Annotated in this window: 8 protein-coding genes and 1 pseudogene; 3 read left to right on the top strand and 6 right to left on the bottom strand. The window is 68.4% G+C overall.

Translation table 11 applies throughout. From position 1 onward, the window contains the following. The first annotated feature begins 91 nt into the window (after positions 1–91). Positions 92–274, top strand: coding sequence for a hypothetical protein (locus ACWEVN_RS05160; RefSeq protein ID WP_452050346.1), 183 nt, complete (start codon positions 92–94; stop codon positions 272–274). Between the two features lie 15 nt (positions 275–289). On the opposite strand, the gene ACWEVN_RS05165 is transcribed toward ACWEVN_RS05160, so the two are convergent. Beyond that, a complete protein-coding gene (locus tag ACWEVN_RS05165; protein WP_452050347.1) occupies positions 290–3,238 on the bottom strand; it encodes a BTAD domain-containing putative transcriptional regulator in 2,949 nt (982 codons plus the stop codon). A 215-nt stretch (positions 3,239–3,453) separates the two neighbouring features. Next, on the bottom strand, positions 3,454–4,695 hold the full coding sequence (locus ACWEVN_RS05170; RefSeq protein WP_452050348.1) for a cytochrome P450: 1,242 nt from the start codon (positions 4,693–4,695) through the stop codon (positions 3,454–3,456). A 240-nt stretch (positions 4,696–4,935) separates the two neighbouring features. On the opposite strand from ACWEVN_RS05170, the gene ACWEVN_RS05175 reads away from it, so the two are divergent. Beyond that, positions 4,936–7,314, top strand: coding sequence for a LuxR C-terminal-related transcriptional regulator (locus ACWEVN_RS05175; protein ID WP_452050349.1), 2,379 nt, complete (start codon positions 4,936–4,938; stop codon positions 7,312–7,314). Between the two features lie 134 nt (positions 7,315–7,448). On the opposite strand, the gene ACWEVN_RS05180 is transcribed toward ACWEVN_RS05175, so the two are convergent. From ACWEVN_RS05180 to ACWEVN_RS05195, 4 genes and pseudogenes are all read right to left on the bottom strand, one after another. Continuing rightward, complete coding sequence (locus ACWEVN_RS05180; RefSeq protein ID WP_452050350.1) at positions 7,449–7,976, bottom strand: AAA family ATPase; 528 nt, start codon at positions 7,974–7,976, stop codon at positions 7,449–7,451. A 488-nt stretch (positions 7,977–8,464) separates the two neighbouring features. Beyond that, positions 8,465–8,947, bottom strand: a complete 483-nt coding sequence (locus ACWEVN_RS05185) for a tetratricopeptide repeat protein (protein WP_452050351.1) — start codon at positions 8,945–8,947, stop codon at positions 8,465–8,467. Between the two features lie 985 nt (positions 8,948–9,932). Further along, positions 9,933–11,018 (bottom strand): annotated as a pseudogene (locus ACWEVN_RS05190) (hypothetical protein); the annotation flags it as partial. 17 nt (positions 11,019–11,035) lie between these two features. Beyond that, entirely contained in the window at positions 11,036–11,566 is a 531-nt protein-coding gene (locus ACWEVN_RS05195; protein ID WP_452050352.1) for a hypothetical protein, read from the bottom strand. A 174-nt stretch (positions 11,567–11,740) separates the two neighbouring features. Here ACWEVN_RS05195 and ACWEVN_RS05200 point away from each other — a divergent pair, with 174 nt between their 5' ends. Continuing rightward, positions 11,741–12,643, top strand: a complete 903-nt coding sequence (locus ACWEVN_RS05200) for a LysR family transcriptional regulator (protein WP_452050353.1) — start codon at positions 11,741–11,743, stop codon at positions 12,641–12,643. Positions 12,644–12,924: the final 281 nt, after the last annotated feature.

A 12,924-nucleotide genomic window follows, 5' to 3' on the forward strand; every position in this document is an offset into this window, starting at 1 on the left:
GTGGTACGGCCCTAGCGTCGTTCCCAAGCCGTCCCGGAAAACGTCACCGGCGGGGGCACCAGGTATTCCACCACCGATGGGAGAAGTTGACATGCGTTTCGTGCGTCCTGTCGCGGCGATCGGCATCCTGCTGCTGACGTTGCTGCTGTGCCCCAGTTTCCCCGCCTCGGCCACCGGACTGCGGGACGGCCACGGCGCGGTGGTGGCTCCGGACGACACGTCGTGGGGCCACAGCGCGGCCGTAGCACCGGGCGACACGCCGTGGGGCCACTGAGCGCGCGGACACGGACTATTCCGTGTCCAACGTCCCACGGGTGTCGGTCAGCGACTCGAACACGTCACGGGCTCTGGCCTCCAACGCCGGTGCGCCCCTGTCCACGAAGACCCGCAGCGCCTGCTCGGCAAGCGTGACGGCCCGGCTGTACTCCTCGTGCTCGCCGAGCAGGGCCGCCAGGTCCAGCGTCACCGCGGCCGCGCCGACGGGATCCGCGATCTGCTCGCACACGTCGATCGCGGCCCGCAACAGCTTCTCGGCCTGCTCCCGATCGCCGGCGCGACCCTTGATGAGGCCGAGGGTGTGCAACGCGTGGCTTTCCCCGACGGCATCCCCGTTGCGGCGCACCATGTCCAGCACGACACCGGTGAGCAGTTCGGCCTGCTCGTACCGGCGCTGCCGGAACATGGCCTCGCCCAGCCAGTAGAGCACCTGCGTCTCGACCCGCTGGCCACCCACCTCACGACAGATGGCGAGCGCCCTGTTTAACTCCTCGATGGCGTGTCCGTAGCCGCCGGCGTCCAGTTCGATGCGGGCGACCTGGCTGAGCACATGGGCCTCGCCGACCAGGTCACCCACCCGCCGGAAGCCCTCCAACGCGAGCCGGTACTCGTCGGCCGACCGCTCACGGTCGCCCTGGTTGTAGTCGACAAGCGCCAGGTTGCGGCGCGTCAGCGCCAGTCCGTGGTCGTCGCCGAGTTCGCTGAACAGCCGTAACGCGGGTTGCAGAACCGAGCGTGCGCGCCCGAGCCGGTGCCGGGTCAGGTGCAGCGAACCCAGCGAACAGGTCAGTGCGGCCTCGCCGCGCCGGTTCCCTGCCCGGCGCACCGCCTCCAGCGCCCGATCATGGGTCTGCTGCCATTCGTCGAAGTAGCTGTGCGCCTCGAACAGCGTCACCGATCGCACCGCGAGTTCCCAGCACAGTTCGTGCAGTCCCGCGTCGGCGGCCTGTCCGACGGCCCGGCACAGGTTGATCCGCTCCATCTCCAGCCACAGCAGCGGATCGTCGAGCACCACGTCGCCCGGCAGTGGCCAGCGCCGCGCGTTGCCCCGCAACACCGTGAACTCGCCACCGTAGACCTTCCGATGTGCCTGGTCGACGAACGCCAGCCAGCCGCCGAGCATCCTGTGCAGCGCCTCGGCCCGCACATCGGGTGTTTCCTGTTCGGCGAGCCGTTCCTTGGCGAACACCCGGATGATGTCGTGGAAGCCGTAGCGGGGACGGCCCGCCGGGTCCATGCCCACCACCTCAAGCAGTTGCGAGTCGACCAGCACTTCGAGCGCGTCGGTCGCCTGCTCCACGTCGACGTCCAGCATTGCCGCGCCGGCCCAAGCCGGAACGCCGTCACCGGCGGCCAGGCTGAGCAGCCGGAAAAGCCGCGCCGGCCGGGGATCCAGCCCTTCGTAGGTCAGCAACAGGCTCGCCCGCACCTCCATGTCGCCGTACGCGAGCTCGTCCAGCCGGTGTCGCTCGTCAGCCAGCCGTCCCAGCATGGACGCCAGTGACCAGTAGGACCGCGCGGCCAGTCGCGCGGCCACGATCCGCAGGGCGAGCGGCAGGCCACCCACCAGTTTCACCAGTGCTTCCGCGGCGGCCGGCTCCCTGTGCACCCGGTCGCCGCCGATGACGCTCGCCAGCAGCCGAACCGCCGGGCCCGGCTCCAGAACGTCGACGTCCAGCAGCCTGGCTCCCGAGATGCCGGTCAGCCGCGTCCTGCAGGTGACGATCACCGCACAGCTCTCACTGCCCGGCAGCAACGGCGTGACCTGGCTTTCGGCCGTCACGTCGTCCAGCACCACCAGGATCCGCCTCCCACCCAGCCGGCTGCGATACATCTCAGCCCGCTCGTCCACGTCGTCGGGCACGCTCGACCTGGGCAGCCCGAGGGCACGGAGAAAACGACCGAGCACGTCGACGGGATCGAGGGCGGATCCCGACATACCGGCGAAGTTGCAGTACAACTGGCCGTCGACGAAGTGCTCGGCCAACCGGTGCGAGACGTGCATCGCGAGCGTCGTCTTCCCGACGCCCGCCTTGCCCGTGACCACCAGGATCCGGACCGCCTGCCCCTGCCCGGCACCGGGCAGCAGCACGTCCTCGGCCTGTTCGATCAGCTCCTCCCGGCCCGCGAAGTCCGACGTGTCGGCGGGCAATAGATGCGGCTCGGTCACCGGTTGCGGCGCGGGTGCCGCGGGCCTCTCGTCGTCGGCCTGAAGAGCGTCGTCTCTGGCCAGAATCCCCAGGTGCAGTCGGTTCAGGTCCTCACCCGGTTCGATGCCCAGCTCCGCGATCGTGGTCGCGCGGCCGGCACGGTAGACGTCGAGCGCTTCGGCGGACCGTCCCGAGCGGTACAGGGCGAGCATCAACAAGCCACGGAGCCGTTCCCGCAGCGGGTACTGCTCAACCAGACCGGTCATGTCCCCGACCAGTCGGTGACGCCGGCCCAGCCGCAGTTCCAGATCGATCCGGTTCTCCAGTGCCTGCAGCCGCTCCTCCTCCAACCGGACGGCGCCGCTTCGCAACGCGGCGCTGACGTCACCACCCAGCACCGGCCCGCGCCACAGCGCCTGCGCCTGTCTCAGGAGCTCGACGGCGTCTTCCAGCCGGCCCGCCCGCTCGGCGGCGTCGGCACGGCCCACGAGGCCTTCGAACACCTGCACGTCGAGCCCGCCGTCAGCCACCGTCAGCACGTAGCCACCGGCGCGGGTGGCGATCGGGCTGGGCAGCCCGCGGCTGCGAAATGCCTGCCTCAGCGCGGAAATGCAGATCTGCACCTGGCTGCGCGCCGTCGACGGAGGCCGTTGCTCCCAGACCGCGTCGATGAGGAAGTCGGTGCTCACCACCCGGTTGGCCCCGAGCAACAGTGCGCCGAGAATGATCTGCTGCCGTCCCGGCGGCACCGAAACGACGTCTTGCCCGATCGTCAGCTCGACAGGCCCGAGGATCCGGAAGCGGACATCCATTCGGACCGCTCCGGCCTCCCCGTCTGAGCTCACTGTCAGTCCCTCCCCCAGCGGCCGGACCGCCGCCTCCTCTTCGCATACCTCAGGCCTTGCCGATGCCGCGTTCACTACGCCAAGCCGTCAACAGCCCGATTGAGCGGCTCGGGCACCCCGCGGCGCCGAGCTGCCGCCACCCAGTGACAGCCTACGGCGGGATCAGCCCCGAGGATGGATGATCACCAGCGGATCGCCCTCCTCTTCGCCGCACCGGCCTCCCAGCCGACCGGAAGTTTCCGGACGCCCCGGATCAAGCGGTCCGTCAACCATTCGACCTCCTCCGCCGGCACGGCGAGATGCAGGGCCGGGAGCCGCCGGACCAGGGTCTCGAGCACCACACGCAGCTCCAGCCTGGCGAGTGGTGCACCGACGCAGCGATGCACGCCGAAGCCGAAAGCGAGGTGGTGGTTGACCTGACGGCCGAAGTCGATCTCCCCCGCGTGCGGGAACACCTGCTCGTCGCAGTTCGCGGAATCCAGCTGGACCAGGACCGCATCTCCGGCACGGATCCTCCGGCCACCGATCTCGAGGTCCTCGGTGGCGATCCGGGCCAGATCGGTCACGGTCACCAGCGGCACGAACCGCAGCAACTCCTCGACCGCGGCCGGCACCAGCTCCGGGTCATCGACCAGCCTGCTCCACAACTGCGGCTGAGACAGCAGCTGGTAGACGAAGCTGCCGATCTGGTTCGCGGTGGATTCATGGCCGCCGGTCAGCAGGGCGACACCCAGCATGAGCAGCTCGTTGTCGCCGAGCCGCTCGCCCTCGTCGCGCGCAGCCACGAGCGCGGCCAAGAGGTCGTCGCCCGGTTCGGCCTTCCGCTGGTCGATCAGGGCCGACAAGCAGCCGACCAGCTGGTCACGTGCGTCGGCGACGTCGGCGGGGGTGACGCTGGTGCCAACGGCCACGATGGTCTCCGTGCACCTGCGGACCAGCTCGCGGTCGGCGTGCGGAACTCCGAGCAGCTCGCAGATCACCTGCACCGGCAGCTCCCACGCCACCGCCGCGGCGAAATCGGCCGGCGGACCGGCCGTGATCATCGCGTCGAGCAGCCCGTCGACGATCTCCTGGACCCGGGGCCGCAGCCGTTCCACCCGGCGGACCGTGAAGGCTTTCGCGACCAGAGACCGGATCCGGCCGTGCTCCGGCGGATCCATGCACAACAGGTTGCCCACCGGCTCGAAGCCCGGCCGCGCCCGCGGGATGTCGGCACCGGCCGCCGCCGCACGGGAGAAACGCGGATCGGAGAGCACGAACCGCACCTGCTCGTACCGCGTCACCAGCCAGGCATCCCCGCCGTAGGGCATCGTGATCCGGACTGGCGCTTCGCCTCGCCTCAAATCTTCGAAACGAGGGTGCTCTTCCAGCGCCACCGGCGCTCCGAACGGATACGGGAGCGGCTCATGAGCGACTGTGTCCATCGGCCCTCCTGTTTGACTCCGAACCTCGTCGGTGAGCGAGGCGCCGGTTGCGCTCGGCCCCGGCAGCCACACGCTCCGTCACCTCGGCATCACCCTCGCATCGACGACGGCTCGGCGCATCCGGGTATACCCGGAAATCAGCAGATCACCGCGACCGGATCCGGTCAACCCGGCGAATCAACGAAGGACGGGGGATCCGATCTCGGTGCGACGCCGGACGATCCGTTGGATAATGCCCACGTGGAGACGCCGCACCCGGACTGCAGCATTCACACTGCCGACGTTCCCCCGTTGCCGGCGCCTGGCGCGTTCATCGGCCGTGAGCCATTGCTGGCATCAGTGCTCGAGCGAGTGAGTGAGGCACGTCCGCTGACGCTGACCGGTCCCGCCGGAATCGGCAAGACCCGGCTGGCCCTGGAGGTTGCCACGGAGATCGCCGCCGGATTCGCCGACGGTGCCGAAGTCGTCGACCTGACACCGCACACGGACCCGGCACTGCTGGTACCGGCGGTCTCCGGCGTGTTGGGGGTGCACTACCGAACGGAACAGAGCGGCATGAACGCCCTGCTCGAGTCCGTCCGGCCCCGCGAGCTGCTGCTGGTGCTGGACAACTGCGAGCAACTCATCGACGACGTGGCGGACATGGTCGCGCAGTTGCTGGCCGCGGCGCCGCTGCTGCGGGTCCTGGCGACCAGCCGCGAACCGCTCATGCTCGAGTCCGAGCAGGTGATCGTGGTGCCGCCGCTGTCGGTGCCACCCGCATCCAGCGAGTGGTCGACGAGCGACGTTCTCGTCGGCGCCATGCCCTACGACGCAGTGCAGCTTCTGGCAACACGTGCGGCCGCGGCGGGCGTGCCGGGCTTCGCAGCTTCCGCCGACGGTGCCCTCGTCGCCCAGCTCGTCCGGCGGCTCGACGGCATCCCGCTCGCGATCGAACTCGCCGCGGCGGGGTTGTACACCCGTTCCGTGGCCGACATGGTCGCGCAATTGGACGACCAGCTCGGCCTGCTCGTCAACGGCAGACGGGACACACCGCAACATCATCAGTCACTCCACGCGGCCATCCAGTGGAGTCACCGCACGTGTTCCTCGGGCCAGCGGACCCTCTGGGCACGGCTTTCGGTCTTCAGCGCATCCTTCGACATCGACGATGTCCAGGCCGTGTGCGCCGACAGCACCGATGACACGCCCGGTACGACGGTGGACGGCGAGCCGGTCACCCAGCTTCTCGACGCACTCGCCCGCAAATCCATCGTGTCCGTCGAACGCGACACCGGTGGGAGCGTGCGCTACCGCTTACTCGAGGCAATCCGGCAGTTCGGCCAGGAAGAGCTGGCCGGGCTCGACTCGGCTGAGCCGGACCGGTGGCGGATCCGCCATGCCGGCTACTGCCGGCACCTTGCGGTCGAAGCCGCCTCCGCCTACTTCTCCGCGCGCGACGTGGAGATGATCGGCCGTGTCCGCAAAGCCATGCCGGACATCCGCAGCGCCCTCGACTGGTGCCTGTCCCAGCCCGCCCACCATGAAATGGCACTGCAGCTCGCGGTGGCACTCGGAGAGGCACGAATCTGGTTCCACATCGCCACAACCGAGGAAGGCCGACGCTGGCTTCACGCCGCTATCAAGGCCGCCGGCGGCCAAGCACCCTCCACTCTGGTTCTCCGCGGCCGCGCCCTGCTGGCCTGGCTGGCTATGCAACAGGCGGACCCCCAAGCAGGCCTGCTCGTGGATGCATGCCGGGAACAAGCGTTCCGTGCGGCGCGGTCGGCACCTCCGTTCCCAGCCGACGCGATCGCCCACCTTATCGCGGGAATGCACCTGATGTTCGCCCGGAACGACCGCGAAGCGATCACAGGCCTGACTGCAGCCTATACGTCGTTTCGCACGGCCAGCAACAGATCCTACGCACACCTGGCCATTCAGTACGCGGCGATCGCCGCCTTTCTTGTGGGCGACAGCGCCATCGATCAGCTCAGCGCACAATGCTTCGACGATGCAGAAGCCGATCATACAACACTCGCCCTTTCGGGTGCCCACTGGATACGCGGCCTGACCATGTGGGACAAAGGTAACATCGACGACGCCGCAGACCATTTCTCCAAATTCCTGCGTCTCAATCATGAGTCTGGAAGCCATACAGGTATCCGTTGGGGAATCGATGCAATGGGTTGGGTCGCGGCCGCAGACGGAGATTGGGAAAGAGCGATCCAGCTGCTGAATTCAGCACTTCACCTGCGCACGACAGCTTCTGAACCAAGCAATCGAAACCGGTTGCACGACACCAGCACCGAAGCCAACCGAAATGCCCGGCAGAACGTTTCACGCCTGGCTTACAACAAGGCTCGCGAGGCTGGCGCCAAGTTGACCTACGAGCAAGCTGTCGCACTCGCGCTGAAGACTCGGACATCGCCTCCAGAACAACGTCCAGCCCCGGCGAAACTGACAGTGCGTCAGCGACAAGTGGCAGAACTGATAGCTCTGGGAAAGAGCAATCAAGCCATCGCGGATCAGCTGTTTGTGGCCCTCAAAACGGTCGAATCTCACGTCAAGGCAATCATGGAACGACTCGGGGTTCAAAACCGGACCCAGATCGCCACCTGGCTCACCAGGAACCGCTAGCGTGCACCAAATACCACCAGTGGCCGATGTCGTATCTGCGGGGTTCTAAAAGTCGATCACTGGCGCTGACCAGTGGCCCCACGCGGCTCGTTCGTACTCGTTGATCAGGCCTCCGAGAATCCACTGCCGCTTGATCAGCTGGGAGTTGCACTGTCGCCGGTGCCGCCGACCAGCCGCCGGAACGGACCATAGGCAGCGCAGAACCACCCGACCGGATTGTCCTGCCAGGGGCCCCGCCGGGCTGGGCCTCGCGACGCGCGCCCGGAGATGTACTCCTGCATGGCAGGCTGCGCGGGGCGGCGGCCGGCGTGGACATCGTCATGGGCTTCCCACGACAATCCCGCCCGGAAAGTCCCTGCCGGGGGTCGGCCCGACGTGAAGCGGTCCGCCCCTGCCTCGAAGGCCAGTACGACCTCGGCGACCGCCTCGCGCTCACCGGCGGACACCCAGTTCTCGAACCCCAGGACCAGGTTCCGCGCCACGGCTGGCCCACCGATTGCCAGGGCGATCCCGCGCAGCAATGACGTCTTGCCCGAACCGTTACGTCCCGCTAGCACAGTCCATCCGGCATATTCGCCGGAAGGGCGACGAAACTCCAGATCGACGGTGCGATCGCCGTAAAAACCCTTCACGTTCGCGAGGTGGACTCGCGATATGTACATTCGACCTGGCCCTCCGGTAGGCGCCGACCCGCTCGCGTGCACCCTAGCCTGTGATGATCGCCAGAGCGTCACGACGCGCGGCTGTGCCACCGCCGCCCGCCCGACCCGGCTCTACCCGCTGCGGGAGCTTCGCATGCCGCCCCTGCAACCTTGCCGGGTGTAACCTTATGACTTCCAGCGCTGCGGACAGCAAGTGTTCGAACAGCTGATGCGGGCTCGCGGCGCTCTGTCCGTCTAGGTGCCGACCGGCGTCGTGGCGGCGACGCAGAAGGTCCTCGCGGCCGCGGATATCGGCGGGCTGGCCACCGTGGCGCGCCGCGCGAGCCAGCCCCTGATCCACGCCGCGGCGCCGGTGGCGAGGTTCGACGTGCAAGCCCAGCAGAACACCACGCTGGTCGACCATGTCCTTTCGGATGACGTTGGCGGACAGGCTCGCCGACGACCTGCGATCCGCCAAGTAGGTCTGGACGGTGGCGGGCTGTCCGGACCTAGTTGGCCGCTTCGGTGTTCTGGAGTGGTTGGTCGTGGTCCTGGGTGTCAAGGTCGTCGAGTTGTCGCTGTATGCGGGTGATGTCGTCGTCGCGGCCTTGTTGCCGGTACAGCTCCAGGGCCTCTTGCCAGGCTGCGCGAGCTTGATCGTGCTGGCCGAGGGCGACGTGGGGGTGGCCAAGGCTGTCGAGGGTGTCGGTAATCGCGGTGGTGTTGCCGAGGGTGCGGCGCAGGGTGAGGGTCTGCCGGTACTGGTTGATGGCCTTGCGGTGGTGGCCGGTGTGGTGGTCGATGAAGCCCAGGCTGTCCAGGGCGTTCGCTTCGCCGTCGGGGTCGTGGTGGTGGCGATTTAGGGCGAGGGCGGTCTGGCAGTGGGTGCGGGCGGTGTCGTAGTCGTCCAGCCGGGCGGCAAACCAGCCCATCAGGTTGAGCGCATCGGCTTCCCCCAGCGGGTGGTGCAGGGTGGAAGAGGTCCTGGGCATGGCGGGCGTGCTCGAAGGCCTGCCAGTCGTCGCCTCGGCGCCCCCAGGCCCGCGCTAGGGCGCGGTGGGTGTGAGCCTGTTGGGATGAGTCATGGTGGTGCTCCGCCAGGGCGAGGGCGTAGTGCAGGTGCCTGGTGGCTTGCTCGTGTCGCCCCAGCCGGGAGTGGGCGGTGCCGAGGCGTCGGTGGGCATGGGCGCGGAGGGGGCAGCCGGGTAGGTGGGTGGTGGCGTCGGCAGCGGCTTGCCACACGGCCAACTCGTCGTTGCGGTGGCCCCGCCGCCAGTGGAAGGTGCCCAGCGTCCAGGCCAACTGCCACACGGCTTGATGACGGTGGTAGGCGGCGGCGGTGTATTGAGCGGCCAGCAGGTGCGGGTGGTGAGTGTCCATCCAAGCAAGTGCGGTCGGATGGTCCGGCAGCAAATGAGGGTGGGTGCCGGGGGCGGATGGGTCGAGCCGGATCGGCGCACGATGGGGTGCCAGGAGGTGGTCGGCGGTGTGCGCGGTGTGGAGGTAGAAGTCGACCACCCGCTCCAGTGCCGCGCGCCGCACCGGCTCTGAGAGGTGCTCGTGGGCGGTGGTGGCAGCGTAGGCGCGGATCAGGTCGTGCATCGAGTAGCGATCGTGCGGGCGCCGGTCGAGCAGGGAGTGGTCCTCCAGGACGCGCAGGGCCTGGCGCGTCTGTGCCTGGGGCCGCCCGGTGAGGGAGGCCGCGGCCGGCAGGTCGGTGTCCGGGCCGGGAGCTATCCCGAGCAGCGCGAACACCGTCCGCTGATGGTCGGTGAGGTGGCGCAGGGACCAGGACAGCACCGCAGGCAGGCTAGCGGTGGGGTCGGTGTCGTGGTCGAGCATCTCCAGACCCAGGTCGCGCAGTTCGGCGGCGAACTCGGCCAGGGGGACCTGCGGGCAGGTGGCGGCGTGGCGGGACGTGATGGCCAACGCCAGCGGGTGGCCTCCGCACAACTTGATCAGCTCGTTGGTCACGTCGGGTTCGGCGTCGACCCGCTGGTCGCCGAGGCGCCCGGTCAGCAGGGCACGGGCCTCGGCGTGGGTGAGTACGTCCAGAGGCATGTGGCGGGCATCGTACCGGTCGATCAGGGAGGGCAGCTTGGTGCGGCCGGTGACCAGCACGGTGCAGGTCGCACTGCCCGGCAGCAGCGGGAGGACCTGGTCGGTGGTGGCGGCGTTGTCCAGCACGATCAGCATCTGCTTGCCAGCGACCAGGCTGCGGTACAACGCGGCCTGGGTGTCCAGGTCTGGTGGGAGTCCGCCGGGGTCGACGCCGAGGGCATCGAGGAACGCGCGTACCGCGTCGGCCGGTTCGGTCGGCCGTCCGGTAGCGCCGAACCCGTGCAGGTCGACGAACAGTTGCCCGTCGGGGAACCGGTCGAGGTTGCGGTGTGCCCACGCGAGGGCCAGCCAGGTCTTGCCGATCCCGCCGGCCCCGCCGATCGCCGAGATCACCACCATCGTTGTCCGCTGCTGCCGGCCCCCACTTGACGCCTTCTCAGGGCCGGCAGCGGGCGCGCGGCGGTCGAGGTCGGCCAGGTGGCCGACCCGACCGACGAACCCGTGCGGGGCCGGGGGCAACTGCCGCGGCACCGGCCGAGGAGGCGGGGCGTGGTGGTGGTGGTGGTGGACACCGCCGGTGATCGTGTGGGCCTGCACCACACTCGATGCCGTGGCCATGACCGCCGTGTTTTGAACCTCGACGACCGCCCCTGCGGGGTCCTGCTCGTCCGCGCCTGTGCTGTCGTTGCGCTGCTGGTCGTAGACCGTCATCGTCTGTCTCCCGGCCGCCGCGTGCCGCTGGAACGCTCCGACGCTACGAGCCCTGCACCCTTCCCATCCGAAGTACCGGGGCATAACACCCGCATGGGCGAACCCCTCGGCGCAGCCAGCAGCACCCACCGCCCCGGCAACTACCACGAACCCGACAGTGTCACCGACAACTTCGGCCGGACAAACAAGTGTCTTGTCCGTTCGAATTTGACAGCGATCCAAGCCGCTGAGCTGCTGCGCTCTCAGCACCGCGTCGAACGTCGCGGGCAGGCCGCGCATCATTTGCCCCATCCTCGGCCCGGGGGTCGTCACGGCTTGTAATGCATGATGTGGTATCGCCACTGGCCGCTGTTGTCGCCCATACCGTTGTCGTTCACGATGAACCCGACGCGCACGGGTGCCGAACTGGTCCACAGGTGGCAGCCCGCCCAGTTGACGGTGAGGTCCGGCTTGCCTATCCAGCCGGTCGGATTGTTGTTGAACCGGAGCACCGAGCTGTACTTCGGCAGGCCGGGAAAGGGATAGTCGTTGCCGGCGAAGTCGCCGGACTTGCCGCCGGGCCCGTAGGAGTTGCCCCAGTAGTCGATGGTGACCGAGCCGGAGGAATAAATCGCGAAGACGTCGCCGGGAAAGATGATGTTCGGCTGGTCGGCGACGTTCGGGTAACCCACGCTCACCGCGCCGGGATGCTCGAGCACCAAGTCGGTCGTCGGGATCAGCCCGCTCGTGCAGCGTTCCAGGGGGCTCAACGGCGCCGCCATGGCTGGCGTTGCGGCTGTCACCATGGCGAGAAGTGCCGTCGCCGCAACAGGCGTTCGAATCGGAAAAGACTTTCGCATGCGATTCCTTTCTCGGCAGGTTCATCGGCCACCGATTCCGCTGTGCACCCGGAGTTCACCGGAACCGTCGGCCGTCTCGAGCACCAGCCTGTCAACCCGAAGGGCCGAGGTCAAAGTCGCCGTGGCTATGGGACAATAACGCTCGGCTATGTCCGTCGGTCAAAAGGTGGCCAAGTGGAACTTCGTCATTTCCGCTACTTCGTGGCTGTCGCCGAGCACAGCAGCTTCACTCAGGCAGCTGCTCGCCTTCATGTCTCGCAGCCGACGTTGAGCCAGCAAGTCCGGCAACTCGAGCACGAACTCGGCGCCCCCCTGTTCCACCGCGGTCCGGAGGGCACCCGGCTGTCGCCGGTGGGAGAGGTGTTCTACCGGCGGGTCCGGGCCATCCAGGAAGCCATCGACGATGCCGCGTCCGAGGTGCGGCGGATGGCGGCGGAAGGCACGGTCCTGCGGATCGGCGTGTGTCCTCCGCTGCCGGACGAACTGCACGTGCCCATCGTGAGCGCGTTCAGGACCGCGTGCCCGCATGTGCGGCTGTCGTTGCACGAACTCGGCCTGCCCGACTACGTCACGCCGCTGCTTGACGGGGAGGTGGACGCGGCGTTGCTGTATCCGCCGCTGGATCCTGAGTTGCTGACCTGGGAGGCGCTGGTGGCGGAGCCGCGGGGCCTGGTGGTGTCGCGCAGGCATCCGTTCTGGGAAGCCGACGAGGTCGGCGTCGCGGACTACCTGAGCGAGCCGCTACCGCACATAGGCACCCTGGTCCCCGATCCCATCCGGCGGTTCTGGACGATGAGTGAACTCCGCAACGAGGAGGCTCCGCGATTCGTCGGGGAACCGGCCTGCACGGCCACTGAGCTGATGCTGGCTGTGGGGTTGCACGGCACCATCTGCCCTGCCCCCTGGGCGTACCGACAAGCTCCTCCGGGCCCGAGACTGCGCACGATCCCGATCAGCGGCGTGGCGGAAGCCGGCATCGTGGCGGCCCGCCGCCTCCAGGACAAGCGGCCACTGCCCGCAGTGTTCTGCTCGCTGGCGGCGCGGACCGCCGGTAAGCTGAGCCGCCGCGCCGAGTAACAGGCGCTCAGGACGTCACGGGGCAGCAGCGCAAGCCGCCGATGCAGGACCGCATTGCCGCCCGGGAACGCGTCCGAGACCTCACGATCTTCGACGACGACGTACGCGCCGACCACCCGCCCCCTGAATAGGGCGTTATGCAGGCCGACGGCAATCCCGACCTCTTGCCCTCGGTCTCGATGGCCGACGCGCTCAGCCGGCCAGCAGGGCGCGTTGGATTCCCACGGCTCGTCCACCCGGGCGGTCGAGCCACCACGATCAACGATACAGAATACCGCGCC

The sequence above is a fragment of the Amycolatopsis sp. NPDC003861 genome, from assembly GCF_053605405.1.

What these genes read in the sequence shown, in the direction of transcription:
- ACWEVN_RS05160 (WP_452050346.1), top strand. Translation starts at nt 92, where the DNA reads ATGCGTTTCGTGCGTCCTGTCGCGGCGATCGGCATCCTGCTGCTGACG.
- ACWEVN_RS05165 (WP_452050347.1), bottom strand. Translation starts at nt 3,238, where the DNA reads ATGGATGTCCGCTTCCGGATCCTCGGGCCTGTCGAGCTGACGATCGGG.
- ACWEVN_RS05170 (WP_452050348.1), bottom strand. Translation starts at nt 4,695, where the DNA reads ATGGACACAGTCGCTCATGAGCCGCTCCCGTATCCGTTCGGAGCGCCG.
- ACWEVN_RS05180 (WP_452050350.1), bottom strand. Translation starts at nt 7,976, where the DNA reads ATGTACATATCGCGAGTCCACCTCGCGAACGTGAAGGGTTTTTACGGC.
- ACWEVN_RS05185 (WP_452050351.1), bottom strand. Translation starts at nt 8,947, where the DNA reads ATGCCCAGGACCTCTTCCACCCTGCACCACCCGCTGGGGGAAGCCGAT.
- ACWEVN_RS05195 (WP_452050352.1), bottom strand. Translation starts at nt 11,566, where the DNA reads ATGCGAAAGTCTTTTCCGATTCGAACGCCTGTTGCGGCGACGGCACTT.